Genomic DNA, 25,642 nt, shown 5'->3' on the forward strand with positions numbered 1-25,642 from the left:
GGGAGCGCAGCGACCGTGCGGCGAAGCCGCATGCATCGAGAGGAGGTGCAGCGAAGCAAACCGTAGGCGATGCCCCCGGATGAATCCCGGAACGAAGGAACACCGAGCCTCAGCGAGGCGCCGAACGCAGGGGCCCAGACCTTTGGTTCCTTTGGGGCGTTTGCCAAAGGGACTCGCCGTAAGGGCGAAACCGCCAGCCGCAACACCCGCAAAAACGGATATTCACAAAAAACACCCAAAGCATGGTCGGCCCAAAGGCCGCCAATACACAAAAAAAAGGGCAACCGAAGTTGCCCAAAATGCCTTGCGTGCTCATCAAACCCGGAAGAATCAAGGCTTCTTGCGCTTGTTCGCATCCTTCCAGATAAAAAATCCAAACCCTGCAAAAAACAGAACCATCAGCCCCACAGTCAGGACCCCGGCAAACACCACGTTATCGAAAAACATGACTGGCCTCCTGGCCCCTGCTCTGCTGCGATGGAACTAAGTTAACCAATCAGGCAGGCGCAGGAATTGACCGGGATCAATGCCGGTCACCATGGGGAGGTAAGGAAGGGAAATAACTGACCTGCATCAACGGATGCAGGGGAGATCAACGCTTTTTCGGTTTGTTTTTCGGCTTTTTCTTCGGCTTACCCAAAGGCATGGCCTGCTCGAAAGCCTGGCGAACTTCATTCAGGCGCTTCTCGTTGAGGTCATGAACCCGCTTGGCGCGTTCGGTGTTGAGGTCGATCAGCTTGTCGTCTTGGCTCATGGCGTTCGGTGCATCGCTTGGACTGAATCACAACTGCCGGATCACCGACAGGACTGCGCCAATAATGCGGCCTGACGCGGGCGCTGACCAGCCACTGACCTAAACGCTCTACAACAATTCATGTACCGCCCACCGGATTTGCCCGCACAATCGGCGCCTCGCCCTGAACCCGAAGGATCTGCGCCGTGCCCCTGCATCAGGATCTGCCACCGCTGATGGCCTTGCGCGCCTTTGAGGCCGTGGCCCGCCATTTGAGTTTCATCAAGGCTGCCGATGAGCTGTCGGTGACCCAAAGCGCGATCAGCCATCAGGTGCACAAACTCGAAGAATTCCTCGATCAGCGACTGTTCGTGCGCCGCACCCGGGCGATCGATCTGACACCCGCCGGCGAACAGTATTACTGGCAAATCCAGCCGGCCCTCGCCGCGATTGCCGCCGCCACCCACGACCTGCGCGGCGAGCGCCCCACCACCCTGCGCATCGGTCTGCTCGCCTCTTTCGCCACTTTATGGCTGGCGCCGCGTCTGGCGGATTTCAACGCGAAATACCCGAACATCCATGTCGAGCTGCTGCCCGCCGTGCAACTGGCCGATGTCGACGCCGGCGAGGTGGATCTGGCGATCCGCTACGGCAAGGGCGGCTGGCCGAAAGTTCAGGCCCGCCGGTTCATGGCTGAAACCCTGACGCCAGTGTGCAGCCCGGCCTTCAAGGCCAAAGGCGTGAACAACGGGCCGTTGCTGATGGCCAAGTCGCACCAGCCGTTTGAATGGATCGACTGGCAGCAACACAGCGGCATCGATCTGGCTCATGTGCCCAGCGTCATGCTGCACGACTACAACATCGTCGTCGAAGCGGCCGTCGCCGGTCAGGGCATTGCCATGGGTCGCCAGCGAATGATCGAACGGCGGATCAAGGAAGGCGCGCTGGTGCCGGCCTTCGACACACCGGCGATGCTTGGCGAGATCGGTTATTGGCTGGTCACCCCGCAACGCCCGCCCACATCGGCGGCACAAAATTTCTGCCAATGGCTGGAGGAAACCGCGGACGCATGAGTTTTTTGGATGCTTCGGATTAAATCTATCCGTTTGTCGCCCTTCCCTCGCCACAACATGCTGAAGCCCTCACTCAGGAGGACTTCCCATGACCGATTCCCTCAGCCAACGCGTTCAACAACTCGGCCTGCGCCTGCCCGCACCGAGCCAGCCGATCGCCAATTACGTCAACCATGTGGGCAGCCAGAACCATCTGTTCATCTCCGGTCAGATTCCACTGATCGACGGCAAACCTGCGTTCATCGGGCGACTGGGCGAAGCGATCTCCGACGAAGAAGGGGTCAACGCCGCCGAACTGGCTGCCTTGGGCCTGCTCGCCCAGTTGAGCCATGCACTGGGCGATGACCTGTCGAAACTGGTGCGGATCCTGCGCCTCGGGGTTTTCGTGGCCGCCACACCGGACTTCAAGGCTCAGGGCGTCGTCGCCAACGGGGCCTCGAACCTGCTGGTCAACGCCCTCGGCGACAAGGGCCGGCATGTGCGCACCGCAGTTGGCGTGTCGAGCCTGCCTGCGGGCGTCGCGGTGGAAATCGACGCGATCTTCGAGCTCAAACCGTGAACATCGACGACATCCTGCGTCTGCGCGCAGCCACACCCGGCTGCGCTCAGGTCATCCACTTCAACCACGCCGGCGCCTCGCTGCCCAGCCAGGCCACCCTCGATGCAGTCATCGAACAGTTGCAACGCGAAGCGCTCGGCGGGCCGATGGAGGCGGCGGACAACCGGGTACAGGAACGCGCGCGCAACGCGGCCGCCGCCCTGCTCAACGCCCAGCCCGAAGACATCGCCTTCGCCAGCAGCGGCTCGGCAGCCTGGAGCCAGGCGTTCAACGCGCTGGGGCCGTGGCAGCCCGGCGAACGGATTCTGGTAGGACGCCATGAATGGGCCGGCAATCTGGCGTGCATGGCCGAAGCGGTGAAGGCTGGCGCGCGGCTCGAAGTGATTCCTTGTGACGCCTACGGTGCGGTCGACCCGCACGCCCTGGCGCAGATGATCGACGGCCAGGTACGGCTGATCGCTCTGACCTGGCTGCCGGCCAACGGCGGCCTGATCAACCCTGCCGCGCAGATCGGCAGCGTGGCGCGGCGCCACGGCATCCCCTATTTCATCGACGCCGGTCAGGCGCTGGGCCAGTTGCCTTGCGATGTTCAAGACTTGCAGTGCGATGTGCTCAAGGGTGCCGGGCGCAAGTTCCTGCGCGGGCCGCGCGGCACGGCGCTGATGTACATCCGGCCGCATTTTTTGCAACGGTTGCTCCCCGTGCAACGCGATGTATTGTCGGCGCCGTGGGATGGCAAGCGCTTTACCCTGCGCGACGACGCGCGCCGCTTTGAAACCAGTGAAGTGTCGCTGGCCCTGCTGGCCGGGCTGGCCAATGCGCTGGAAGAATACAACCGCCTCGGTGCGATCCCCGTCCGCCGGCGCATCCAACAAATGAGCAACGGATTGCGCCAACGCCTGAAGGCGATTCCCGGCCTGACGCTGCGGGATCTCGGAGCAGCCAATCAGCAATCCGGGCTGATCGCCTTCACCCTTGAAGGCTGGGACAGCGTGGCGCTGAAGCAGACGTTGGCCGAACGGCGAATCAACATCGGCGCCAATGGCGTGGCCTACACACCGCTGGACATGCAGGCGCGCGGGCTGACGAATATTGCGCGGGTGGCGGTGAGCTACTTGAACACAGAAGAAGAGATCGACGTGTTGCTGGAAAACCTGATGGAGCTGGCCGCCCGGCCTCAGATTTCGATGTCGACCCAAAGCCCCTGACGCGGCTGATCTTCCATCAACGGCGCCACCGGCACGGTGTTGTCGGCATTAAGTTCGGTGCCCGGCACGGCGAGGTGCGCTTCGGGGTCGTCGTCGGCTTCGCGGCGACGGCGATCACGTTCCTGCTGGCGGCGCTGCTCTTCGCGCAGCAGATAGCCGTCCTCTTCCGGGTCGCGCTTTTGCAGGTCGATGGTGCTTTCGTTGGAGCTTTCCTGCACCGGCACCACAGGGGGAATATCCGGTCGCTGGCGGATCGGATCCTGCTGGGAGGTGATCGGCACGGCGCTCAGGGGGAGCATCGGTGGCAGCATATGAAGGGTCTCCTGTCAGCAGGTTATCGGCGGCGCCAGGGGTGCCTTGAGCCATCGGTCGCAAACTTGTGACCGGTTTGGCACTCAAGGGTGCCGCAACATCCCTTAAAACCGATGCATGACCTAATCTTCCCTGCAATTGGCCGATTGCGGTTAAAAGCCGGGCCGAGGCTCCTTATCCTTTGGCCTCGGGCCCTCATTCCGTTAAGATAGCCCGCTTTTTCAAGGTGGGAGTCAGGCAGCATGGCGCAGCAGTATCAACCGGGGCAACGCTGGATCAGTGACAGCGAAGCAGAGCTTGGTTTAGGCACCGTTCTGGCACAGGACGGCCGCTTGTTGACCGTGCTTTACCCGGCCACTGGCGAGACTCGCCAGTACGCGCTACGGAATGCGCCCCTCACCCGCGTGCGGTTCTCGCCGGGCGATTCGATCACGCACTTCGAAGGCTGGAAGATGACTGTCCAGCAAGTCGACGACGTCGACGGCCTGATGGTCTATCACGGCCTCAACGCGCAGAACGAAGCGGTCACCCTGCCGGAAACCCAGCTGTCGAACTTCATTCAGTTCCGTCTGGCCAGCGACCGTCTGTTCGCCGGCCAGATCGACCCGCTGGCCTGGTTCTCCCTGCGCTATCACACCCTGGAACACACCAGCCGCCAGTTGCAGTCCGCGCTGTGGGGTCTGGGCGGCGTGCGCGCACAACCGATCGCCCACCAGTTGCACATTGCCCGTGAAGTCGCCGACCGTATCGCACCGCGCGTATTGCTGGCGGACGAAGTGGGTCTGGGCAAGACCATCGAAGCCGGTCTGGTGATCCATCGCCAGCTGCTGTCGGGGCGCGCCAACCGCGTGCTGATCCTGGTTCCGGAAAACCTCCAGCACCAATGGCTGGTGGAAATGCGCCGCCGTTTCAACCTGCAGGTCGCGCTGTTCGACGAAGAACGCTTCATCGAAAGCGATGCCACCAACCCGTTCGAAGACACCCAGCTGGCCCTGGTGGCGCTGGAGTGGCTGGTCGACGATGAAAAGGCGCAGGACGCACTGTTCGCTGCGGGCTGGGACCTGATGGTGGTCGACGAAGCCCACCACCTGGTGTGGCACGAAGAGAAAGTCAGCCCGGAATACTCGCTGGTTGAACAACTGGCAGAAGTCATTCCCGGCGTGCTGCTGCTCACCGCCACCCCGGAACAACTCGGTCAGGACAGCCACTTCGCCCGTCTGCGCCTGCTCGATCCGAACCGTTTCCATGACCTGGCCGCCTTCCGCGCCGAGAGCGAAAACTATCGCCCGGTGGCCGAAGCCGTTCAGGAGCTGCTGGACAAGGGTCGCCTGTCGCCGGCCGCGCACAAGACCATCCACGGTTTCCTCGGCAACGAAGGTGAAGCCCTGCTCACCGCCGTCAACGATGGCGACACCGAAGCCAGCGCCCGCCTCGTGCGTGAACTGCTCGACCGCCACGGCACCGGCCGCGTGCTGTTCCGTAACACCCGCGCCGCCGTGCAGGGGTTCCCGGAGCGCAAACTGCACCCGTACCCGCTGCCATGCCCGGACGAATACCTCGAGCTGCCGCTGGGCGAACACGCCGAGCTGTACCCGGAAGTCAGCTTCCAGGCCCAGCCGGACGCCAGCGAAGAAGAACGCTGGTGGAAATTCGACCCGCGCGTCGAGTGGCTGATCGACCAGCTGAAAATGCTCAAGCGCACCAAAGTGCTGGTGATCTGCGCCCATGCCGAAACCGCGATGGACCTGGAAGACGCCCTGCGCGTGCGCTCCGGCATCCCGGCCACGGTGTTCCACGAAGGCATGAACATCCTCGAGCGTGACCGCGCCGCCGCCTACTTCGCCGACGAAGAGTTCGGTGCACAAGTGCTGATCTGCTCGGAAATCGGCAGTGAAGGCCGCAACTTCCAGTTCGCCCACCATCTGGTGCTGTTCGATCTGCCGTCGCACCCGGACCTCCTGGAGCAGCGGATCGGTCGTCTCGACCGGATCGGCCAGAAGCACATCATCGAACTGCACGTGCCGTACCTGGAAACCAGCCCGCAAGAGCGCCTGTTCCAGTGGTACCACGAAGCCCTGAACGCGTTCCTCAACACCTGCCCGACCGGCAACGCCTTGCAGCATCAGTTCGGCCCGCGCCTGCTGCCGCTGCTCGAAGAAGCCGATGACGGCGAGTGGCAAGCGCTGATCGACGAGGCGCGCACCGAGCGCGAGCGTCTGGAAGCCGAGCTGCATACCGGTCGCGACCGTCTGCTGGAACTCAACTCCGGCGGCGCCGGCGAAGGTGAAGCGCTGGTCGAGGACATCCTCGAGCAGGACGATCAGTTCGCCCTGCCGATCTACATGGAAACCCTGTTCGACGCCTTCGGCATCGACAGCGAAGACCATTCGGAAAACGCCCTGATCCTCAAACCGAGCGAGAAGATGCTCGACGCCAGCTTCCCGCTGGGCGACGACGAAGGCGTGACCATCACCTACGACCGCAACCAGGCGCTGTCGCGCGAAGACATGCAGTTCATCACCTGGGAACACCCGATGGTGCAGGGCGGCATGGATCTGGTGCTGTCCGGCTCGATGGGCAACACCGCCGTCGCGCTGATCAAGAACAAGGCGCTCAAGCCAGGCACTGTTTTGCTGGAATTGCTCTACGTCAGCGAAGTGGTTGCCCCGCGTTCGCTGCAACTGGGCCGTTACCTGCCGCCGGCCGCCCTGCGCTGCCTGCTCGATGCCAACGGCAACGACCTGTCGTCGCGCGTGGCGTTCGAAACCCTCAACGATCAACTGGAAAGCGTGCCGCGCGCCAGCGCCAACAAGTTCATCCAGGCCCAGCGCGATCAGCTGACGCCACGGATCAACGCCGGTGAAGACAAGGTCACCCCGCGCCACGCCGAGCGCGTGGCCGAGGCCCGCCGCCGTCTGGCAGCCGACACCGACGAAGAACTGGCACGCCTGACCGCATTGCAAGCGGTCAACCCGACCGTGCGCGACAGCGAACTGGACGCCCTGCGCAAGCAGCGTGAACAAGGTCTGGCGATGCTCGACAAGGCAGCGCTGCGACTGGAAGCGATCCGGGTGCTGGTGGCGGGCTAAACCGCCCTGCTCCATCGCCAAAAATGAAAAGGCCCGCAGCGATGCGGGCCTTTTTGTTTGCCTGTCCGATCAAGCGGTAACGGCCTGACTCTGCGGCTCAACCACCGCCACCAGCCCTTCCTTCATCCGCTTCGCATCCCGCACAAAGCAGCGCGACGCGAGGAACAGGAACACCATGGTCAGGAACAGCGCCACCGGAATCAGGTACATCGCATCATGCAGGCCGACGGCCTTGAACGCTTCGGTCATTTGCTCGGCGCCCGCCGAGACCATCGCCGACTTGGCGAAGTGATCCGACAAGCCGCCCACCACCACCGGACCCAGACCGCCACCGAGCAAATACAACCCGGCAAAGAACAGCGCCATCGCCGTGGCCCGCAGGCGTGGCTCGACCACGTCCTGAATCGCCGTGTAAACGCAGGTGTAGAAGTTGTAGGCAAACAGCCAGCCAACGCTGAACACTGCGACAAACACCCCGATCTCGATGCGCCCGGCATGCAGTGCCCACGCCGTGCACAGGGTCGAGATGATCAGACTGAACGCGGCGAACAGCAGTCGCCCGTTGGCCACCCGCTGGTGAATCTTGTCGGCGATCCAGCCACCGAGGGTCAGGCCGATCAACCCGGTCACGCCGACGATCACCCCGGTCGCCACCGCTGCTTCCTGCAACGGCATCAGGAAATAACGCTGGAGCATCGGCACCAGGAACGAGTTGCAGGCGTAGGTCGCGAAGTTGAAGCACAGCCCGGCCATCACCAGCCACAGGAAGGTCGGCACGGCGAGAATCCGGCGGATCGGTTTATCGACTTTCTCCTGCGACACCTGCACGGTTTCCGCCGCGCCACGTTTGGGTTCCTTGATGAAGAACATGAACACCGCCAGCAGCAGCCCCGGTACGGCGGCGATGAAGAACGGCGCGCGCCAGCTGTCGAACGCCTTGACCATCCAGCCGATGGTGAAGAAGGCCAGCAACAGCCCCAACGGCAGACCGAGCATGAAAATACCCATGGCCCGCGCCCGGCGATGAGCCGGGAACAGGTCGCCGATCAGCGAGTTGGCGGCGGGCGCGTAACTGGCTTCACCGATGCCGATGCCCATGCGCACCAGCAGGAAACTCCAGAAACTGCCGACCAGACCGTTGACCGCCGTCAGCGCGCTCCAGGTCGCCAGGCCCCAGCCCATCAGTTTGCTGCGCGAGCCAGTGTCGGCCATGCGCCCAAGCGGCAGGCCGGCAATGGCATAAACGATGGTGAACGCAGTGCCGACAATCCCCAGCTGAAAGTCGCTGAGGTGCCACTCCATGCGGATCGGTTCGATGATGATCGCCGGGATGGTGCGGTCGAAGAAGTTGAACAGGTTGGCGAGGAACAGCAGGAACAGAATGCGCCAGGCATTCGCCGCTTGGGTCGAGTTCTGCATGGGTCCGTCTCTTTATTGTTATTGGGGCTTCACTGCCAACGCATCCGAGCCCGGAACCTGCAATCTAGTCACGCTCGTCGGGGCTGTCTGTGATCATTCGTCAGCCTGATGACGGGCCATGGCCGTGTAACGAAACGTAAGCCCTTGAAATGCTTCGAATCCCCCGAAAACCGGGGGTTTTGCGGAAAAATCCGGCAATGAAAAAATACTTTCCCCCCCCCCTTCCCAACGCCGTGGCAAAGCCTAGAATGGCCGCCGGATCCGTCCGGATCCTGCCGATCAATCCCTTTGATACCCCCGCCCATGTCCGAAGTCAGTCCGTGTCTGAATTGCGGTGCCTGCTGTTCCCATTTTCGTGTTTCTTTTTTCTGGGGTGAATGCGCATCCTCCGGCGGAACCGTGCCCGATGAGCTGGTCACCCAGATCACGCCCAGCCGGGTCGCGATGATCGGTACCGACCGCAAGGCGCCGCGTTGTACCGCGCTGGAGGGCGAAGTCGGAAAATCGGTGGCCTGCACGATCTACGACAAGCGTTCCAGCCCCTGCCGCGAGTTCGAAGCGTCGTGGGAAAACGGCGAACAGAACACCGACTGCGACAAGGCCCGTGCCCGTTTCGGCCTGCCGCCGCTGCAACCGCACTGGAACGAAGTCGCCTGAGTTCAGGCGTTTCACCACTTAGCGCCAAACGCTATGACAGTCATGCCAAAATCATTAGCGCCAATGTGCCACTACCGCTTGCACGCAAAAAACCGCCTCTATACTCCAAACATTCGCCTGCGTTGATGACGCAGTAAGGACGCACTCAGAGACGGGGCATGCTATGGAGTGGCTTGGTTTGCAATTTGTTGCCGAGCAGCCGGAGAGCGGGCAGGTCATCCTCAATTGCACTCACAATCCCCTGTTGGTGCTGGTGGCCTACCTGGTCGCCTGCGCCGCGAGTTTCGCCACCCTCGACATGGCCGAACGGGTCGCCCACGCCGAAGAACCCGGCTCGCAACGACTGTGGCGCTGGATCGGCGCAACCTGCCTGGCCGGCGGAATCTGGGCCATGCACTTCATCAGCATGCTGGCGTTTCAGGCGCCGATCGATATTCAGTACGACCTGCCCGTGACCCTGTTTTCCCTGGTGATCGCGTTACTGGCGTCCTGGCTGGCCATGCACACCCTCAGCCATCCGCAGCCGAGTCTGCTGCAATACCTCAAGACCGCCATCGTTATCGGCCTGGGCATCGCCGGCATGCACTACGTCGGCATGGCCGCCATCGAATCCGCCGCCACGGCTTACTACGAACCCACCCTGTTCGTGTCATCGATCGTGATCGCCATCGGCGCCAGCTTCGCCGCGCTGTGGGTGGCCGGTTACCTACGCGAGGGCAGCGGCCTGCACATCCAGATGCTCAAGTACCTGGCCGCGTTTATTCTCGGCGCCGGCATCCTCAGCATGCACTTCACCGGCATGGCGGCGCTGCAACTGGTGCTGTCCGAGGGGCAATTGCCGACATTGGCGTCGCAAACCGGTCACTTGCAGCTGGGCCTGACCGTCGCCCTGATCACTTTGCTGATTCTCGGCAGCGCCATCAGCGCCGCATTGGCCGACAAGAAGCTGCAGAACAAGGAGCACGATCTGCGTCGGGTCAACGCCCTGCTCAGCCAGCTCGATCAGGCACGCATGTCGCTGCAGCACGTGGCCAACTACGACGCCCTGACCAATCTGATCAACCGGCGCGGTTTCAATCAGATCTTCGCCGAAAAACTCAGCCAGAAATCCAGCGAAGGCGGGATGCTGGCGGTGATGTTTCTCGACATCGACCACTTCAAACGCATCAACGACAGCCTCGGCCATGACGCTGGCGACGAACTGCTCAAGGTCATCGCCCAACAAATCAAAAGCTCGGTGCGCAGCCATGACGACGTGGTGGCACGGTTCGGCGGCGACGAGTTTTGCATCCTCATCGGCCTGCGCGACCGCGAAGAAGCGCGCAACCTTGCCCAGCGCATCATGCTCAAGATGAAGGAGCCGATCGAACTCGCCGGACGGCGCATGGTGATGACCACCAGCATCGGCATCAGCCTGTTTCCCGAGGACGGTTCCACCTGCGATGAACTGCTCAAGCACGCGGATCTGGCGCTGTACCAATCCAAGGGCGCCGGGCGCAACGGCGTGCACTTCTTCGATTCCAACCTGAAGAACCGCGCCAGCCTCGAACTGCAACTGGAGGAAGAGCTGCGCCACGCCCTGCGTCAGGAGAACGGTCTGCTGCTGTATTACCAGCCGATCTTCGAACTCAAGACCGGCAAGGTCACCAAGCTCGAAGCGCTGATCCGCTGGCAGCACCCGGTGCACGGCCTGCTGCCTCCGGATCGCTTTATCGCCATCGCCGAAAACAACGGCCTGATCGCCGAGCTCGACAACTGGGTTCTGCGCAAGGCCTGTGAAGACCTCGGCGAACTGTCGCGCCATGGCTGCGAAGAACTGAAGATTGCCTGGAACTGCTCACCGCTGAATCTGGCCCGGGAAGAACTGGCCAATGAGATCGAGCACGCCTTGCGCAGCGCCGGGGTCGCCCCGGAACGTCTGGAACTGGAAGTCACCGAAAACGCCTTGATGGGCAACATCGCCAACACCCTGGTGCTGCTGCGGCAGATCCGCGCCCTCGGCGTGTCACTGTCAATCGATGACTTCGGCACCGGTTATTCGTCGCTGGCCTATCTCAAGCGCCTGCCGCTCAACACCCTCAAGGTCGACCGCTCTTTCATCCTCGACATTCCCAAGGCCACCGCCGACATGGAGATCGTCCAGGCGATCATCGTCATGGCGCACACCCTGCACTTGCAGGTGGTCACCGAAGGCGTCGAAAGCCTGGAGCAATACGAGTTTCTTGAGCGCTCGGGCTGCGACTTCATTCAGGGTTACCTGCTCAGCCGCCCGGTGCCACTGGCCGAACTGCGCCCGGTGCTGGAGGAAATCAATCAGCGCAAACACGCGCACACGGTCAATCCGCTGAGTCTGGCGCGCGGTACATTTGCACCAGTGTCGCTGGATCCTTCTGCAAAAAGCCTTGTGCCCCATGCAGGCGCATCAGTTGTGCGGCCAATCCGCTGATCGGCGTCGCCGAGCCGGTTTCCCGGGAAAACTTCACGGCGGTATCCAGATCCTTGAGCAGCGTGCGCACGTGCCACTTCACCGGCTCGAAACGGCTTTCGGCCATTTGCGGGGCGAGGATCTGCAACGGTCTGGAATCGGCAAAACCACCGGCCAAGGCCTCGGCGATCAGAGTTGCATCCACTCCGGCCTGTTCGGCCAGCGCCACCACTTCGGCAATTACCAAGGCGTTGCAGGCGACAATCATCTGATTGCAGGCCTTGGTCACCTGACCGGCGCCCACGCCGCCCATGTGCGTGACGCGCTGCCCGAGTTCGAGCAATACCGGTCGCACGCGATCAAGGTCCGCTGCATCACCGCCGACCATGATCGCCAGACTGCCGGCCTCGGCCCCGACCACCCCGCCGGACACCGGCGAATCGAGCCAGGCCATGCCTGTCTTGCCGGCCAGTTCGGCTGCCATCTCACGGGTAGCCGTCGGTTCGAGGCTGGAAAAATCCACCAGCAACTGACCGGGTTTCGCCCCCTCAGCCACGCCGGCCGGGCCGAACACCACCTCGCGCACCACCGCCGTGTCCGCCAGGCACAGCATCACCACGTCAGCCTGTTCACAGAGTTCAGCGGGGCTCGCCACCTGCCGGGCGCCAGCCTCGACCAGCGGCGCGCACTTGGCCGGGTTGCGGTTCCACACGGTCAGTGGATAACCGGCGGCCAGCAAGCGGCGGCACATCGGCAGGCCCATCAGGCCGATTCCGGCAAACCCCAACGAAGGTCGCGTTGACATCATTTAGCCTCCTTTTGATTAAAGATCGCCGAATAATGGCCGATTCATCATCGATCAGGAAAGGATTCCCCCGCGCGGCACTCAGGCAAAGTCCCTGACGCACGGGCAAAACACGCGCAGAAAAAAGACGCGAGATTCCCATTCCGTGAGGCTCGACGACAGCGGTCGTTGATCCAACCAGTCCAGGTATATGGCGCACAATGACTTCTAAAAACAATCCGGCCACTGCGGTATCCGATCTGACTCTGAGCCCTGCGGCGAACAGCCCTGCCCCGATGAAGCCATTGCCACCCTCGCGCCCGCTGGGCACCCAGCAATACCTGTATTTCACCGAAACCAATACTGACCGCATCCTCGACAACCTCGATGGCCTGCGTGATCTGGTGTTCCCGCGCCCGCCGCACCTGGAAGGCGACAACGAACAGCACAACGATCAGGAATTCCCGTCGGTGTGCCTGATCGGCCTCGGTCGCTGCGGCTCCAACATTGCCCTCGACGTGGCGGAGCTGGTGTACAACGCGCGCAAGTTCTACCTCAACGAATTCAACAACGAAGATCGCCCTTCGAGCGATCGTCGCCTGGCCGACAAGGGCTACAGCCCGGCCCAGTGGATCAAGACCAACCTGCGGATCGGCCCGAACAAGGGCAGCAAACCGGTGTTCCTGGTGGAACCGCTGGTGATGCTCGGCGACCTCGACAAGGACATCGCCGGCCGTATCCGTTTCTCGCGCAAGGGCGAAAAAAGCGGCTTCCTGCGCGACTACAGCAAGATGAAGATCATGGACTTGTCGGAAGTCCACGCCGGTGGCGCCGGTAACGCGCCGATCCTCGGCCAGTACCTGGCGAAGATCATCCTGAACAAGGACACCCAGCGTTTCTCCAGCCCTGACTGGAAAATGATCCACTCGTACCTGATCGACAGCTGCGGCATCAAGGCCAACCAGTCGCGCCTGTATTTCTCGATCTTCAGTGCCGGCGGCGGCACCGGTTCGGGCATGGCCTCGGAATTCGGCCTGGCCCAGCAGCACTCGTACATGAACAAGACGTTCGACACCAAGCCGATGGACGAGCACGACGGCAAGAGCGGTCATTCGTTCGTATTCGAACCGATCTTCACCAGCGGCATCTGCGTGCTGCCGAACATTTCCGACCACCGCAGCGAAATGTCCGAGGCGCTGCACATCAACGCCGGTCGTCTGCTGTGCAAATACCTCTCGGAAGAATGGGATTTCTCGTACAACTTCGCCAACGAAGACAGCAGCGAAGCCAGCGTCATGGGCCGTATCCGCCCATGGAACGCGATGATGCTGATCTCCAACGACATCATGCGTTACGCCGAAGAGAGCGATGACGGCAACATCCAGAACATTGATGTCAATGCGATGGAGAAGCACGCCAACCAGTACATCTCGCAGCAGATCTTCAACATTCTGACGGCTCAGGCGGTCACGACCGACTACGACCAGAACTATTTCCGTCGTGCCGGCATCGACATCGGCGAGACCATTCGCCTGGACGCCAACGACCTGTTCATGAGTCTGGCCGGCCCGGTGGCGATTGCGTACGCCGAATCCGTGGTGCCGGAAACCCCGCCGCCGAGCAGCGACAAGTTCAAGGTGTTCGACAAAGAACCGCAGCGCCTGAACATCGACGACCTGTTCTTCCGCTCGATCGACCTGCCGCACTTCAACAAGGTGACCCAGGCCATCGAAGGCATCAGCCTGCTGCCGATCGAGTCCAAGCGTTATCGCGCTTCGCTCGAGCAGTACAAGAATTCCGGTTACGACGCGGCTGCGTTGCATGACCTGCATTTCTTCAAGAACTGCTCATCGGTGGTCTCGATCGTTTCGCTGCCGAAAGACTACAAGCTGTCGTACATGGACCTGAACCGGTTGAAGACCCACCTCAACAGCCTGTTCCCCAACACCACGCTCAAGCGTTACGCGCTGGTGATCGGCGCCTCGGCCAACCTGTCGCTGACCACCCTGATCGCCAAGAGCCCGTGCCTGTCGGACGACTTCCTGACGCTGATCGTGGCGTTCATCAAACGTTGCTTCGCCAAAACGCCGTACCGTTTCGACGAGACCCTGGACAACTCGATCCTCGACTTCATCATCAACGAAGAATTCGACGAAGACCGCATCGACGACCTGCTCAACGAATTCGAGAACCCGGCGAAGATCCTCGATACCAACTGGTACGCGATCAAGCCGATGTACGAGAAGAAGTATCGCGAGCTGATCAACGACAAAGAGAAGTTTGTCTCGATCAACGACATTCGCCTGTCGCGCGATTGCGTGAAGAAGTCGATCAAGTACCTGCGCGAGATCTACCGTCACCGGATCGGCAAGACCAAGGTCATCTCGCTGAATAACCATACTGGCAAGTCTTACTCGGTCTGATCAAAGACCGCGTCGCCCCAATCGCTGGCAAGCCAGCTCCCACAGTTTTCGTGGTGTCCACAATATTTGTATTCACTCGGACCCTGTGGGAGCTGGCTTGCCAGCGATGAGGCCCCGAAATTCCCTGAAGATTTCAGCCTTCCCAACATCCCGAAACAATTAAGCAGCCGTTAGGCTGCTTACTAAACTGTGCCCGTTACGTTTACGTCACCGTTATGCCACCCGCGCTTGTGGCATTTCTCTACGGCAATCGGCCATCACGCTACTCCGCTACACACTTTTTACCGGCCAGCACCCGCACCAACAAGGTGCAACCCGTCAGGCCGCTGCCCTTTCCTGGACCAGGATCCACGGCCGGACCACCACCGCCCACATCTCGGGATCGCGCTCGAAAATATCCAGCGCCCGCGTTTCAGACAGCTTCGCGACCTTGTCTTCGGCCAGCCAGGCAGCGACTTTCTCGCCCTGATCCGACGCCACGGCCTCGGCGACCGCGATCAAATCCAGGCTGGCGTCGACCCACAATAGGGCACCCTGGGCGTAGAAGCGCTCCAGCTCTTTCCAGGTAATAGATGCGGTTTCACCAAGCAGCTTGGCATAGAGGGTGCTAGGTTCTTGATTCATGGGACTGTCCGGAAAAGAAATCAGCGCGAATGATAACGTCGGTGGTCCGGCAGAAAAACCCGGTTGCAAAAGGCCGTACCGAACGAAAAGAGCAGGAACGCCAAGGAATGCTGATGATTGGGGTATAAGCCCTCTGAACGTCCCGCCGCAATTCTGTCTTTTTCTTTCATTTAAGCGACACCCTCAGGTTTTGCCCCCTGGCGCCAGCTTCCCAGGCCAACAACCGGCGCTCTACACTGTACCGGTACAGTTGCCGGGGGCTTTTCCGGAGGGTATCGCCTAGATATCTGTCCCGGTTCTGCTGCTACGGCGTCAGGACTCTAAAAAAATACAACAGTAAGAGTGGAGCACTATGACTAAGGCTACTAAGCAGATTTCCAAACTGTTTGCCGCTATGGTTCTGGCCGGGGTTGCCAGCCATTCGTTCGCAGCTGACACCATCAAGATCGGTATCGCCGGCCCTAAAACCGGTCCAGTAGCCCAGTACGGCGACATGCAGTTCAGTGGCGCGAAAATGGCCATCGAGCAGATCAACGCCAAAGGCGGCGTAGACGGCAAGAAACTCGAAGCCGTTGAATACGATGACGCTTGCGATCCGAAACAAGCGGTAGCCGTAGCGAACAAGGTCGTCAACGACGGCGTCAAGTTCGTGGTCGGTCACCTGTGCTCCAGCTCCACCCAGCCTGCTTCGGACATCTACGAAGACGAAGGCGTGATCATGATCACCCCGGCCGCCACCAGCCCGGACATCACCGCTCGTGGTTACAAAATGATCTTCCGAACCATCGGTCTGGACAGCGCCCAGGGCCCTGCCGCCGGTAACTACATCGCCGATCACGTGAAGCCGAAAATTGTCGGCGTGCTGCACGACAAGCAGCAGTACGGTGAAGGCATCGCCACCGCCGTCAAATCCACCCTCGAGAAGAAAGGCACCAAGGTTGCCGTCTTCGAAGGTATCAACGCCGGCGACAAGGACTTCTCCGCGATCATCGCCAAGCTCAAGCAAGCCAACGTCGACTTCGTCTACTACGGCGGCTACCACCCGGAGCTGGGTCTGATCCTGCGTCAAGCCCAGGAAAAAGGCCTGAAAGCCAAGTTCATGGGTCCGGAAGGCGTGGGTAACGACTCGATCACCCAGATCGCCAAAGACGCTGCCGAAGGTCTGCTGGTAACCCTGCCGAAATCCTTCGACCAGGATCCTGCCAACGTTGCGCTGGCTGATGCATTCAAAGCGAAGAAAGAAGACCCGAGCGGCCCGTTCGTGTTCCCGTCCTACTCGGCTGTTGAAGTGATTGTCGGCGGTATCGCTGCTGCCAAATCCGAAGACCCTGCGAAAGTGGCTGAAGCCATTCACGCCGGTTCCTTCAAGACTCCGACTGGCGACCTGAGCTTCGACGCCAAGGGCGACCTGAAGGACTTCAAATTCGTGGTCTACGAGTGGCACAACGGCAAACCTAAAACCGAAGTGTCGCCTCAGTAAGGCGCTGCCTGACTGACTGCCAATAAAGCCCACGGCGTGCCGTGGGCTTTGTTTTACGAATGTATTGGGCCGCGCTGGCGTGATCCGCCAGTCTCCCCACCTGAAAATCTCAAAACCGTCATCAGCGGTTCGCTGGCAAAACCCGGATTCGAAGTGGATAAAGATCCACGGGACCGGGCGGGAAAATGACTCCACCAGTGAAATGCGTATCAGGTTTTTAGGAGCGCTGTAATGCCTGACATCTATCACTTCTTCCAACAGCTGGTTAACGGCTTGAACGTTGGCAGCATGTATGCCCTGATCGCCATCGGCTACACGATGGTCTACGGCATCATTGGAATGATCAACTTCGCCCACGGCGAGGTGTACATGATCGGTTCCTACGTGGCGTTCATCGCCATCGCCGGGCTGACCATGATGGGACTCGAAAGCGTCCCGCTGTTGATGACCGTGGCGTTCATCGCCAGCATCGTCGTCACCAGTTCCTACGGTTACAGCATCGAACGCATTGCTTACCGCCCGTTGCGCGGCAGCAACCGTCTGATCCCGCTGATTTCCGCGATCGGTATGTCGATCTTCCTGCAGAACACGGTTCTGCTGGCGCAAGACTCCAAGGACAAAGCAATCCCCAACCTGATTCCGGGCAACTTCGCCTTCGGCCCAGGTGGCGCACATGAAGTGCTGATTTCCTACATGCAAATCGTGGTGTTCGTGGTGACCCTGATCGCCATGCTCGGCCTCACGCTGTTCATCTCGCGCTCTCGCCTGGGCCGCGCCTGCCGCGCCTGCGCCGAAGACATCAAGATGGCCAACCTGCTGGGCATCAACACCAACAACATCATCGCCCTGACCTTCGTCATCGGTGCTGCGCTGGCGGCCGTCGCGGCCGTGCTGCTGAGCATGCAATACGGCGTGATCAACCCGAACGCCGGTTTCCTCGTCGGCCTCAAGGCCTTCACCGCCGCGGTACTGGGCGGGATCGGCAGCATCCCCGGCGCCATGCTCGGCGGGCTGGTGCTCGGGGTGGCGGAAGCCTTTGGCGCCGATATCTTCGGCGACCAGTACAAGGACGTCGTGGCTTTCGGCTTGTTGGTTCTGGTGCTGTTGTTCCGTCCGACCGGCATTCTGGGCCGTCCGGAGGTTGAGAAAGTATGACTAGGAATCTTAAACAGGCGCTGTTCAGCGCCTTGCTGGTCTGGGCCGTGGCCTATCCGGTACTGGGTCTGAAACTGACCATCGTCGGCATCAACCTGGAAGTGCACAACACCAGCCCGGCCATTCTGGCGACCATCGCCATCTGCTCGGTGCTGATGTTCCTGCGGGTGCTGTTCAACCAGCAGATCAGCAAGGCGTGGCGTTCGTCGCCGGGCATGCCGCTGATCCCGGCCAAGGCCAGCAACGTCCTGACCCTGCCGACCACCCAACGCTACTTCATCATCGCGCTGATCATCGGTGCGCTGGTGTGGCCGTTCTTCGGCTCCCGTGGCGCGGTGGACATCGCGACGCTGATCCTGATCTACGTGATGCTCGGCCTGGGCCTGAACATCGTGGTCGGTCTGGCCGGTCTGCTCGACCTGGGTTACGTCGGCTTCTACGCCGTCGGCGCCTACAGCTACGCGCTGCTGTCGCACTACTACGGCCTGAGCTTCTGGATCTGCCTGCCGATTGCCGGCCTGATGGCGGCGACGTTCGGCTTCCTGCTCGGCTTCCCGGTGTTGCGTCTGCGCGGCGACTACCTGGCGATCGTGACCCTCGGTTTCGGGGAAATCATCCGCCTGTTCCTGCGTAACCTGACCGATATCACTGGCGGCCCGAACGGCATCAGCAACATCGAGAAACCGACGTTCTTCGGCCTGACCTTCGAACGTAAAGCCGCAGAAGGGATGCAAACCTTCCACGAATATTTCGGCCTGCAATACAACTCGATCAACAAGGTGATCTTCCTCTACCTGGTTGCTCTGTTGCTGGCGCTGGCGGCGCTGTTCGTGATCAACCGCCTGCTGCGCATGCCGATCGGCCGTGCGTGGGAAGCGCTGCGTGAAGACGAAATCGCCTGCCGTGCGCTGGGTCTCAACCCGACCGTGATCAAGCTCTCGGCGTTCACCCTCGGCGCGGCATTTGCCGGTTTCGCCGGCAGCTTCTTCGCCGCCCGTCAGGGTCTGGTGACGCCGGAATCGTTCACCTTCATCGAGTCCGCCATCATCCTCGCCATCGTGGTGCTGGGCGGCATGGGCTCGCAGCTGGGCGTGATTCTCGCGGCCGTGGTGATGATCCTGCTGCCGGAAATGATGCGTGAGTTCAGTGAGTACCGCATGTTGATGTTCGGCGCCCTGATGGTGCTGATGATGATCTGGCGACCTCAAGGTCTGCTGCCCATGCAACGTCCTCACATGGAGCTGCGCAAATGAGCCGCGAGATCCTGAAAGTCGAAAATCTGAGCATGCGCTTCGGCGGCCTGCTGGCGGTCAACGGTGTGGCCCTGACCGTGAAGGAAAAACAGGTGGTTGCACTGATCGGGCCGAACGGCGCGGGCAAGACCACCGTGTTCAACTGCCTGACCGGTTTCTACCAGCCATCGGGCGGCAGCATCCTGCTGGACGGCGAGCCGATTCACGGCCTGCCGGGCCACAAGATCGCCCTCAAAGGCGTGGTGCGCACCTTCCAGAACGTGCGGTTGTTCAAGGACATGACGGCGGTCGAGAACCTGTTGATCGCCCAGCACCGTCACCTGAACACCAACTTCCTGTCCGGCCTGTTCAAGACCCCGGCGTTTCGCAAGAGCGAGCGCGAGGCCATGGAGTTCGCCGAGTACTGGCTGGAAAAGGTCAACCTGAAAGAGTTCGCCAACCGCCCCGCCGGCACCCTGGCCTACGGTCAGCAGCGTCGTCTGGAAATCGCCCGCTGCATGATGACCCGCCCGCGGATCCTCATGCTCGACGAACCGGCCGCCGGCCTGAACCCGAAGGAAACCGAAGACCTCAAGGCGCTGATCAGCGTGCTGCGTGAAGAGCACAACGTGACCGTGCTGCTGATCGAACACGACATGAAACTGGTCATGAGCATTTCCGACCATATCGTCGTGATCAATCAGGGCACGCCTCTGGCCGACGGCACGCCGGAACAGATCCGCGACAATCCTGAAGTGATCAAAGCCTACCTGGGGGAAGCGTAAATGCTGCAGTTCGAAAACGTTTCCACCTTCTACGGCAAGATCCAGGCCCTGCACAGCGTCAACGTCGAAGTCCGCCAGGGCGAGATCGTGACCCTGATCGGCGCCAACGGTGCCGGCAAGTCCACGCTGCTGATGACGCTGTGCGGTTCGCCGCAGGCCCACAGCGGCAGCATCCGCTACATGGGTGAGGAACTGGTCGGCCAGGACTCGTCGCAGATCATGCGCAAGAGCATCGCCGTAGTACCGGAAGGTCGTCGGGTGTTTGCCCGTCTGACCGTCGAAGAAAACCTGTCCATGGGCGGATTCTTCACCGACAAGGGCGACTATCAGGAACAGATGGACAAGGTTCTCGGACTTTTCCCACGCCTGAAAGAACGCTTCAACCAGCGCGGCGGCACCATGTCCGGCGGCGAACAGCAAATGCTCGCCATCGGCCGTGCGCTGATGAGCAAGCCGAAACTGCTGTTGCTCGACGAACCGTCGCTGGGCCTGGCACCGATCATCATCCAGCAGATCTTCGACATCATCGAACAGCTGCGCAAGGACGGTGTGACGGTGTTCCTGGTCGAGCAGAACGCCAACCAGGCGCTGAAAATCGCTGACCGTGCGTACGTTCTGGAGAACGGCCGGGTGGTGATGCAAGGCACCGGCGAAGCGCTGCTGACCGACCCGAAAGTGCGCGAGGCGTACCTCGGCGGTTGATCGATCGCTTCAAAAAAAAACGGCCTTCGGGCCGTTTTTTTGTGCCCGGCAAAAAAACTTTTACCGATCGCTGTAACGCATCGCCGAGTCGTTTCTCTAGTGGGGCAAGCAAGCGCAATCGCTTGTTCAAACCCAAGTTCAAACCGGAGAAACATCATGACTGCTACCACCCGCACCCTGTCCGCCACCGCCCTGGTTCTGGCCCTCGGTTCTGCTCTGAGCATCGCTGCCGTCTCCACCGCCCACGCCGCTGACGACAACATGGAAAAATGCTTCGGCGTGGCCATGAAAGGCAAGAATGATTGCGCCGCAGGCGCGGGCACCACCTGTGCCGGCACCGCGAAAATGGATCATCAGGCCAACGCCTGGAAACTGGTTCCGAAAGGCACCTGCGCCACCACCGAAAGCAAAACCTCGCCGACCGGTTTCGGTCAGCTCGAAGCCTTCAAAGCCAAGTCCTGATCCGGGAGCCGCCCGAGTGTCGATCATGATCACATCCTGCGACCATGCCTTGCACCGCACTCGGGCAGCCCTCACCGGGCTCTCGTCCCGTGCCGGGCTGGGGCTCAAGAGCGAGCACTTCAGCGAAGTGCTCGATTCACGTCCGGACATCGGTTTCTTCGAAGTCCACGCCGAAAACTACATGGTGGCCGGCGGCCCGTTTCATCATTTTCTGGGTTTGATCCGCGAGGCGTATCCGCTGTCGCTGCATGGCGTCGGGCTGTCCATCGGTGCTGAAGGCCCGCTGGATGTTCAGCACCTCAAGCGCCTGATTACGTTGATCGAGCGTTATCAACCCCACTCCTTTTCCGAACACCTGGCCTGGTCGAGCCACGGCCCGGTGTTCCTCAATGACTTGCTGCCCCTGGCGTACGACCCGCCGACGCTGAACCGCGTCTGCGACCACATCGACCAGGTACAGAACACCCTCAAACGTCCGATGCTGCTGGAGAACCCGGCGACCTATCTGGCGTTCCAGCGCTCGACCATCGACGAAGCCGATTTCATCCGTGAGGTCATCCGGCGCACTGGCTGCGGTCTGTTGCTGGACGTGAACAATGTCTACGTCTCGTGCATCAACCATCAGCGCGATCCCCTGGCCTATCTCGACGCACTGCCACTGCACGCGGTGGGCGAGATTCATCTGGCCGGGTTTGCCGAAGATGCCGACAGCCTTGGTGATCGCTTGCTGATCGACGATCACGGCGCGCCGATCGATCAAGCGGTCTGGTCGTTGTACCGGCAGACGCTGGAACGCGTCGGCCCGGTGGCGACGTTGATCGAGCGTGACAATCAGGTGCCGGCCTTCAACGTGCTGTTGGCGGAAGCGCAGCAGGCCGATGAGCTGTTGCTGTGTGCGGGAGGTCGGCCGTGAGCACTCAATCTGCGTTCAGCGCCGCGTTGCTCGATATCGACCTGCCCTGCCCCGACGGTTTGTGCAGTGCCAACGGCGCCGATCCGGTCAGCCGTTTCGCGGTGTACCGCAACAATGTTCAAAGCTCGTTGATCAACGCACTGGCCGACGGTTATCCCGTGGTGATGCAGTTGGTGGGGGACGAATTCTTCCGGGCGATGGCCGGAATTTTCCTGCAAAGCCATCCACCACACAGTCCGTTGATGAGTGACTACGGCGGTGAGCTGGCGGACTTCATCAGCGGCTTCGAACCTGCCGCGAGCGTTCCCTATCTGGCCGATGTCGCGAGCCTGGAACGCTTGCGCACGCAGGCCTATCACGCTGCCGATGCGTTGCCTCTGAGTCAGGAGCGGATCGCTGCTGTATTCGCCGATGCCGATGCGCTCAACGAACTGTGTATCGGCCTGCACCCTTCGCTGCATCTGCTCGATTCTAACTTCGCCGTAGTCGACATCTGGGCGGCGCATCAGCAGGACGCGACGCTGGCCGGGATCGATCTTCATAACGCCCAACACGCGCTAATCCTGCGTAATGGACTGGAAGTCGAGGTGTTCACCGTGGATCGTGGTGCCAGCCAGTTCATTCGCCAGCTCAAGGCCGGCCAGTCACTCACGCAGGCGCTGGAATCCGCCGAGGCCTTCGATCTCAGCCAGACCCTTGCCCTGCTCATCAGTCGCCAAGTCATCACTCATTTGCACCCAAAGGTGTCGTCATGAACAGTCTCATTGCCCGCGCCATCGCGCTGCTGGAAAAAATCCCTCACAGCCTGATCGCTTTCATCGCGCGTTTTTCCATCGCGGCGGTGTTCTGGAAATCCGGGCAGACCAAGGTCGAAGGGCTGGCCGTCGACCTGATCGATGGCACCTTCGAGTTCGGCTGGCCGCGTCTGGCGGACTCGACGATTCCGCTGTTCAAGAGCGAGTACCACGTGCCGCTGCTGTCGCCGGAAATCGCCGCGCATCTGGCGGCGTTTGCGGAGCACTTCTTCCCGATCCTGATCCTGATTGGCTTCGCCACGCGTTTTTCAGCGCTGGCATTGCTGGGCATGACCCTGACCATTCAGCTGTTCGTGTACCCGGATGCCTACCCGACCCACGGCACTTGGATGGCGGTGCTGCTGTATCTGATGGCGACCGGACCGGGCAAAGTGTCGATCGATCACCTGATCGCCCGGCACTACAACCGGTCCAGCGCCTCGCCGCTGAGCTTGAACCAGCCGATCAGGTAATCCGCCAGCACCTGGGTGCGTTTCGGTAACCCGCCCTGATAAGGATGCACCAGGTACATCGGCATGCGCCGGGTCTGAAAATCGCGCAGGAGCCAGCGCAATCGGCCGTCAGCCAATTCCGCCTGCAACAGATAGGACGGCAAACGCGCGATGCCGGCGCCGGCCAGTGCGGCTTTCTTCAACAGGTTGTAGTGATTGCTGGCGAACGGCCCCGACACCCGCACCCGCAGCAGTTCGTGTTGCTGGTGATAGAGCCATTCCTCGCGACCGCTGTAATGACTGTTGAGCAGGCAACGGTGCTCGGCCAGTGCCTGCGGCGTCAGCGGTTCGCCAAAGCGCTCCAGATATTCAGGGCTGGCACAGGTCATTTCCTGCCAGGCCAGCAGTGGCTTGGCCACCAGTCGCTCGTCATTGGCCACTTCGGTGCGGATCGCCAGATCGAAGCCGTCGCGGGACAGGTCGCGGTAGCTGTTGTTCAGCTCCAGTTCGATCTGCACTTCGGGGTATTTCTGCGAGAAGTCCAGCAACAGGCCGTCGAAGAAGGTTTCCCCCAGCGACACCGGAACCGTCATACGCACCGGGCCGGCCATGTCGTCCTTCAATCGCGCCAATGCCTGACGCGCTCTTTCAACCTGGACTACAAGTGCCTGCGCCTGCGGCAACAACGCTGCACCGGCCGCCGTCAGGCTCAGCCGACGTGTGGTGCGCTGAAGCAACACCACTGAAAACCGCGCCTCAAGCTGACTGATGCGCTTGGACAACTGCCCCTTGCTGCAACCCAATTGCTGCGCCGCCAGGGTAAAGCTGCCCGCCTCGATCAACACCGCGAACGCCGCCAGATCATCCATCTCGCTCATGGATTGTTTCCATTTGAAAACCAAAGGTTGCCCATTAGCGCGCTTATCCGCAGAAAAAACCACTCTAGACTGAAACCTCGTTCAATCACTTGAGGCAATCACGATGAAAATTCTGTTGATCGGCGCGGGCGGCACCATCGGTTCGGCCGTGGACAAAGAACTGTCGCAGCGTCATGAAGTCATTCGTATCGGTCGCAGCAGCGGCGATTTCCAGGTGGATATCAGCGACAGCGCATCGATCCGCAAGCTGTTCGAACAGACCGGCAAATTCGACGCCCTGGTCTGCGCCGCTGGCAACGTGACCTTCGCCCCGCTGGGTGAAATGACCGAAGACAGCTTCGCCCTCGGCCTGAAAGACAAGTTGATGGGTCAGGTCAATCTGCTGCTGATCGGCCGCGAATTCGCCAACGACGGCGCATCGTTTACCTTCACCACCGGCGTGCTCAGCCACGATCCGATCCGCAGCGGTGCATCGGCTGCACTGGTCAACGGCGCGCTGGACAGCTTCGTCCGCGCCGCGGCCATCGAGCTGCCACGCGGCCTGCGCGTGAATTCGATCAGCCCGACCGTGCTGGTCGAAGCCATGGGCAGCTACGCCCCGTACTTCCGTGGCTACAAACCGGTTCCTGCGGCGGATGTGGCATTGGCCTACGCCAAAAGTGTCGAAGGCTTGCAGACAGGTCAGACATTTCACGTGGGCTAAACCCTTGTGATGAACGGTCAGCCTGCGTAACGTGGCGGCACTTGTCTGGAGAGCCAAAGATGCGTGTTGCCCGTTCCCTGATCGTTATTGCCCTGCTCCCGTTGTTTGCCGCGTGCCAGTTGTTCGATGGTGCGCGGGAAAGCGCCTCCCACGTCGGCCAGACGCGGATGCAGGGGCAACTGACCGCTGCCGACGGCAAACTGGTGTTCCAGGCCTGCGGCGAGCAGCGCCAGTACGTGGTCAATGACATCGGCGGTACCAGCGTCCTGCAAGAGGCCGCCACGCTGGCCGATCAACAGGGCAAGCTGTTCGCCGACGTGCGTGGGAAGATCGCCGGCGACCGCCTCGACCTGACCCAGCTTTATCGCGTCGAACGCTCCGGCACCGCCTGCGACGACCCCAACTTCAAACAGCTGATCCTGCGCGCCGCCGGCCATGGCCCGGAGTGGAACGTAAAGGTCAGCGGCAAGGGCTTGGTCATCGACCGCGAAGGCCAGCCACCACTCGCTGTGCCCTACGTCGAAGAGCAGCTGGGCGACGGTCGTTTCAACCTCAGCAGCGAAGCCAACAACCAGCGCATCGAGCTGTGGGTGGCGCCGCAGCGCTGCGTCGACAGCAGCACCGGCAGCGTGCAGCACATGAGCGCCGAGCTGCGTATCGACGGCAAGGTACAGCGTGGTTGCGGGTATTTCGGCGGTTCGCGTAACGACTGATCGTTTTACCCTCACGGGATCCGGCCGATGCGGCTTATAATCGCCGCCTTCAAACGCCCTGGCGCAG

25 protein-coding genes are annotated in these 25,642 nt (G+C 61.1%); 18 read left to right on the forward strand and 7 right to left on the reverse strand.

All coding sequences use genetic code 11. The features are described from left to right. Positions 1 to 330: 330 nt before the first annotated feature. Both ccoM and M5G18_RS25165 read right to left on the reverse strand, forming a co-directional pair. A complete protein-coding gene (gene ccoM, locus M5G18_RS28915) occupies positions 331 to 447 on the reverse strand; it encodes a cytochrome c oxidase subunit CcoM (RefSeq protein ID WP_007959205.1) in 117 nt (38 codons plus the stop codon). Between the two features lie 145 nt (positions 448 to 592). Next, a complete protein-coding gene (locus tag M5G18_RS25165; RefSeq protein ID WP_007959203.1) occupies positions 593 to 754 on the reverse strand; it encodes a hypothetical protein in 162 nt (53 codons plus the stop codon). A 185-nt stretch (positions 755 to 939) separates the two neighbouring features. Between M5G18_RS25165 and M5G18_RS25170 the strand changes: the two genes are divergently transcribed. The 3 genes from M5G18_RS25170 (at position 940) to M5G18_RS25180 (ending at position 3,573) form a co-directional block, all read left to right on the forward strand. Continuing rightward, entirely contained in the window at positions 940 to 1,806 is an 867-nt protein-coding gene (locus tag M5G18_RS25170) for a LysR substrate-binding domain-containing protein (RefSeq protein ID WP_273896476.1), read from the forward strand. A gap of 88 nt (positions 1,807 to 1,894) precedes the next feature. After that, complete coding sequence (locus M5G18_RS25175; protein WP_273896475.1) at positions 1,895 to 2,365, forward strand: RidA family protein; 471 nt, start codon at positions 1,895 to 1,897, stop codon at positions 2,363 to 2,365. Continuing rightward, positions 2,362 to 3,573: an aminotransferase class V-fold PLP-dependent enzyme gene (locus tag M5G18_RS25180; RefSeq protein ID WP_273896474.1), complete on the forward strand. Its 1,212-nt coding sequence runs from the start codon at positions 2,362 to 2,364 to the stop codon at positions 3,571 to 3,573. The genes M5G18_RS25175 and M5G18_RS25180 overlap by 4 nt, the downstream gene beginning before the upstream one ends. On the opposite strand, the gene M5G18_RS25185 is transcribed toward M5G18_RS25180, so the two are convergent. After that, positions 3,543 to 3,884 carry a hypothetical protein gene (locus M5G18_RS25185; RefSeq protein ID WP_007959194.1) on the reverse strand — a complete coding sequence of 114 codons (342 nt, stop codon included), beginning with the start codon at positions 3,882 to 3,884 and terminating at the stop codon, positions 3,543 to 3,545. The genes M5G18_RS25180 and M5G18_RS25185 overlap by 31 nt on opposite strands. A 243-nt stretch (positions 3,885 to 4,127) precedes the next feature. On the opposite strand from M5G18_RS25185, the gene rapA reads away from it, so the two are divergent. Then, complete coding sequence (rapA, locus tag M5G18_RS25190) at positions 4,128 to 6,974, forward strand: RNA polymerase-associated protein RapA (protein ID WP_102686611.1); 2,847 nt, start codon at positions 4,128 to 4,130, stop codon at positions 6,972 to 6,974. Positions 6,975 to 7,043: 69 nt separating this feature from the next. Here the strand turns inward: rapA and M5G18_RS25195 are convergent, their stop codons facing one another. Continuing rightward, positions 7,044 to 8,393, reverse strand: a complete 1,350-nt coding sequence (locus M5G18_RS25195) for a spinster family MFS transporter (protein WP_240870896.1) — start codon at positions 8,391 to 8,393, stop codon at positions 7,044 to 7,046. A 303-nt stretch (positions 8,394 to 8,696) separates the two neighbouring features. Between M5G18_RS25195 and M5G18_RS25200 the strand changes: the two genes are divergently transcribed. Then, on the forward strand, positions 8,697 to 9,050 hold the full coding sequence (locus M5G18_RS25200) for a YkgJ family cysteine cluster protein (RefSeq protein WP_007959180.1): 354 nt from the start codon (positions 8,697 to 8,699) through the stop codon (positions 9,048 to 9,050). Between the two features lie 163 nt (positions 9,051 to 9,213). Further along, positions 9,214 to 11,496, forward strand: a complete 2,283-nt coding sequence (locus tag M5G18_RS25205) for a putative bifunctional diguanylate cyclase/phosphodiesterase (protein ID WP_273896473.1) — start codon at positions 9,214 to 9,216, stop codon at positions 11,494 to 11,496. Here M5G18_RS25205 and M5G18_RS25210 read toward each other — a convergent pair. Next, positions 11,387 to 12,283 (reverse strand): NAD(P)-dependent oxidoreductase, encoded by an 897-nt coding sequence (locus M5G18_RS25210; protein ID WP_273896472.1) that lies wholly within the window; start codon positions 12,281 to 12,283, stop codon positions 11,387 to 11,389. The genes M5G18_RS25205 and M5G18_RS25210 overlap by 110 nt on opposite strands. A gap of 197 nt (positions 12,284 to 12,480) precedes the next feature. Here M5G18_RS25210 and M5G18_RS25215 point away from each other — a divergent pair, with 197 nt between their 5' ends. Beyond that, entirely contained in the window at positions 12,481 to 14,682 is a 2,202-nt protein-coding gene (locus tag M5G18_RS25215; protein WP_085605382.1) for a hypothetical protein, read from the forward strand. A 318-nt stretch (positions 14,683 to 15,000) separates the two neighbouring features. Here M5G18_RS25215 and M5G18_RS25220 read toward each other — a convergent pair whose 3' ends face one another. Next, the gene (locus tag M5G18_RS25220; protein ID WP_007959169.1) at positions 15,001 to 15,306 is read right to left on the reverse strand and encodes a DUF2288 domain-containing protein; all 306 of its coding nucleotides are present in this window, start codon (positions 15,304 to 15,306) and stop codon (positions 15,001 to 15,003) included. 352 nt (positions 15,307 to 15,658) lie between these two features. Between M5G18_RS25220 and M5G18_RS25225 the strand changes: the two genes are divergently transcribed. The 9 genes from M5G18_RS25225 (at position 15,659) to M5G18_RS25265 (ending at position 23,302) form a co-directional block, all read left to right on the forward strand. After that, complete coding sequence (locus M5G18_RS25225; RefSeq protein WP_273896471.1) at positions 15,659 to 16,786, forward strand: branched-chain amino acid ABC transporter substrate-binding protein; 1,128 nt, start codon at positions 15,659 to 15,661, stop codon at positions 16,784 to 16,786. 231 nt (positions 16,787 to 17,017) lie between these two features. Continuing rightward, positions 17,018 to 17,941 (forward strand): high-affinity branched-chain amino acid ABC transporter permease LivH, encoded by a 924-nt coding sequence (livH, locus tag M5G18_RS25230; RefSeq protein ID WP_007959165.1) that lies wholly within the window; start codon positions 17,018 to 17,020, stop codon positions 17,939 to 17,941. Next, on the forward strand, positions 17,938 to 19,194 hold the full coding sequence (locus M5G18_RS25235) for a high-affinity branched-chain amino acid ABC transporter permease LivM (RefSeq protein WP_273896470.1): 1,257 nt from the start codon (positions 17,938 to 17,940) through the stop codon (positions 19,192 to 19,194). Before livH ends, M5G18_RS25235 begins: the two co-directional genes overlap by 4 nt. Further along, positions 19,191 to 19,958, forward strand: a complete 768-nt coding sequence (livG, locus tag M5G18_RS25240; RefSeq protein ID WP_007959160.1) for a high-affinity branched-chain amino acid ABC transporter ATP-binding protein LivG — start codon at positions 19,191 to 19,193, stop codon at positions 19,956 to 19,958. Before M5G18_RS25235 ends, livG begins: the two co-directional genes overlap by 4 nt. Continuing rightward, a complete protein-coding gene (locus M5G18_RS25245) occupies positions 19,959 to 20,660 on the forward strand; it encodes an ABC transporter ATP-binding protein (RefSeq protein WP_003222380.1) in 702 nt (233 codons plus the stop codon). It abuts the gene before it with no gap. A gap of 156 nt (positions 20,661 to 20,816) precedes the next feature. Next, positions 20,817 to 21,122 (forward strand): BufA1 family periplasmic bufferin-type metallophore, encoded by a 306-nt coding sequence (locus M5G18_RS25250; protein WP_007959157.1) that lies wholly within the window; start codon positions 20,817 to 20,819, stop codon positions 21,120 to 21,122. Between the two features lie 25 nt (positions 21,123 to 21,147). Next, complete coding sequence (bufB, locus tag M5G18_RS25255; RefSeq protein ID WP_273896469.1) at positions 21,148 to 22,035, forward strand: MNIO family bufferin maturase; 888 nt, start codon at positions 21,148 to 21,150, stop codon at positions 22,033 to 22,035. Next, positions 22,032 to 22,790 carry an HvfC/BufC N-terminal domain-containing protein gene (locus M5G18_RS25260; RefSeq protein ID WP_273896468.1) on the forward strand — a complete coding sequence of 253 codons (759 nt, stop codon included), beginning with the start codon at positions 22,032 to 22,034 and terminating at the stop codon, positions 22,788 to 22,790. Before bufB ends, M5G18_RS25260 begins: the two co-directional genes overlap by 4 nt. Beyond that, positions 22,787 to 23,302, forward strand: a complete 516-nt coding sequence (locus M5G18_RS25265; RefSeq protein WP_085612367.1) for a DoxX family protein — start codon at positions 22,787 to 22,789, stop codon at positions 23,300 to 23,302. Before M5G18_RS25260 ends, M5G18_RS25265 begins: the two co-directional genes overlap by 4 nt. Here M5G18_RS25265 and M5G18_RS25270 read toward each other — a convergent pair. After that, on the reverse strand, positions 23,251 to 24,159 hold the full coding sequence (locus M5G18_RS25270; RefSeq protein ID WP_179692434.1) for a LysR family transcriptional regulator: 909 nt from the start codon (positions 24,157 to 24,159) through the stop codon (positions 23,251 to 23,253). The genes M5G18_RS25265 and M5G18_RS25270 overlap by 52 nt on opposite strands. A 103-nt stretch (positions 24,160 to 24,262) precedes the next feature. Here M5G18_RS25270 and M5G18_RS25275 point away from each other — a divergent pair, with 103 nt between their 5' ends. Beyond that, a complete protein-coding gene (locus M5G18_RS25275; RefSeq protein WP_007959150.1) occupies positions 24,263 to 24,862 on the forward strand; it encodes a short chain dehydrogenase in 600 nt (199 codons plus the stop codon). A gap of 59 nt (positions 24,863 to 24,921) precedes the next feature. Further along, positions 24,922 to 25,575 (forward strand): COG3650 family protein, encoded by a 654-nt coding sequence (locus tag M5G18_RS25280; RefSeq protein WP_273896467.1) that lies wholly within the window; start codon positions 24,922 to 24,924, stop codon positions 25,573 to 25,575. Positions 25,576 to 25,642 lie beyond the last annotated feature (67 nt).

It is taken from the genome of Pseudomonas aphyarum (genome assembly GCF_028657055.1).
In the GTDB taxonomy this organism is placed as follows: Bacteria; Pseudomonadota; Gammaproteobacteria; order Pseudomonadales; family Pseudomonadaceae; genus Aquipseudomonas; species Aquipseudomonas aphyarum.

Bases quoted from the DNA above. Each gene is read 5' to 3' on its own strand.
- M5G18_RS25185 (WP_007959194.1), bottom strand. From the start codon at position 3,884: ATGCTGCCACCGATGCTCCCCCTGAGCGCCGTGCCGATCACCTCCCAG.
- ccoM (WP_007959205.1), bottom strand. From the start codon at position 447: ATGTTTTTCGATAACGTGGTGTTTGCCGGGGTCCTGACTGTGGGGCTG.
- M5G18_RS25195 (WP_240870896.1), bottom strand. From the start codon at position 8,393: ATGCAGAACTCGACCCAAGCGGCGAATGCCTGGCGCATTCTGTTCCTG.
- M5G18_RS25210 (WP_273896472.1), bottom strand. From the start codon at position 12,283: ATGATGTCAACGCGACCTTCGTTGGGGTTTGCCGGAATCGGCCTGATG.
- M5G18_RS25215 (WP_085605382.1), top strand. From the start codon at position 12,481: ATGACTTCTAAAAACAATCCGGCCACTGCGGTATCCGATCTGACTCTG.
- M5G18_RS25275 (WP_007959150.1), top strand. From the start codon at position 24,263: ATGAAAATTCTGTTGATCGGCGCGGGCGGCACCATCGGTTCGGCCGTG.
- livH (WP_007959165.1), top strand. From the start codon at position 17,018: ATGCCTGACATCTATCACTTCTTCCAACAGCTGGTTAACGGCTTGAAC.
- M5G18_RS25225 (WP_273896471.1), top strand. From the start codon at position 15,659: ATGACTAAGGCTACTAAGCAGATTTCCAAACTGTTTGCCGCTATGGTT.
- rapA (WP_102686611.1), top strand. From the start codon at position 4,128: ATGGCGCAGCAGTATCAACCGGGGCAACGCTGGATCAGTGACAGCGAA.
- M5G18_RS25205 (WP_273896473.1), top strand. From the start codon at position 9,214: ATGGAGTGGCTTGGTTTGCAATTTGTTGCCGAGCAGCCGGAGAGCGGG.
- bufB (WP_273896469.1), top strand. From the start codon at position 21,148: ATGATCACATCCTGCGACCATGCCTTGCACCGCACTCGGGCAGCCCTC.
- M5G18_RS25220 (WP_007959169.1), bottom strand. From the start codon at position 15,306: ATGAATCAAGAACCTAGCACCCTCTATGCCAAGCTGCTTGGTGAAACC.
- M5G18_RS25250 (WP_007959157.1), top strand. From the start codon at position 20,817: ATGACTGCTACCACCCGCACCCTGTCCGCCACCGCCCTGGTTCTGGCC.
- M5G18_RS25165 (WP_007959203.1), bottom strand. From the start codon at position 754: ATGAGCCAAGACGACAAGCTGATCGACCTCAACACCGAACGCGCCAAG.
- M5G18_RS25235 (WP_273896470.1), top strand. From the start codon at position 17,938: ATGACTAGGAATCTTAAACAGGCGCTGTTCAGCGCCTTGCTGGTCTGG.
- M5G18_RS25200 (WP_007959180.1), top strand. From the start codon at position 8,697: ATGTCCGAAGTCAGTCCGTGTCTGAATTGCGGTGCCTGCTGTTCCCAT.
- M5G18_RS25175 (WP_273896475.1), top strand. From the start codon at position 1,895: ATGACCGATTCCCTCAGCCAACGCGTTCAACAACTCGGCCTGCGCCTG.
- M5G18_RS25245 (WP_003222380.1), top strand. From the start codon at position 19,959: ATGCTGCAGTTCGAAAACGTTTCCACCTTCTACGGCAAGATCCAGGCC.
- livG (WP_007959160.1), top strand. From the start codon at position 19,191: ATGAGCCGCGAGATCCTGAAAGTCGAAAATCTGAGCATGCGCTTCGGC.
- M5G18_RS25280 (WP_273896467.1), top strand. From the start codon at position 24,922: ATGCGTGTTGCCCGTTCCCTGATCGTTATTGCCCTGCTCCCGTTGTTT.
- M5G18_RS25270 (WP_179692434.1), bottom strand. From the start codon at position 24,159: ATGAGCGAGATGGATGATCTGGCGGCGTTCGCGGTGTTGATCGAGGCG.
- M5G18_RS25265 (WP_085612367.1), top strand. From the start codon at position 22,787: ATGAACAGTCTCATTGCCCGCGCCATCGCGCTGCTGGAAAAAATCCCT.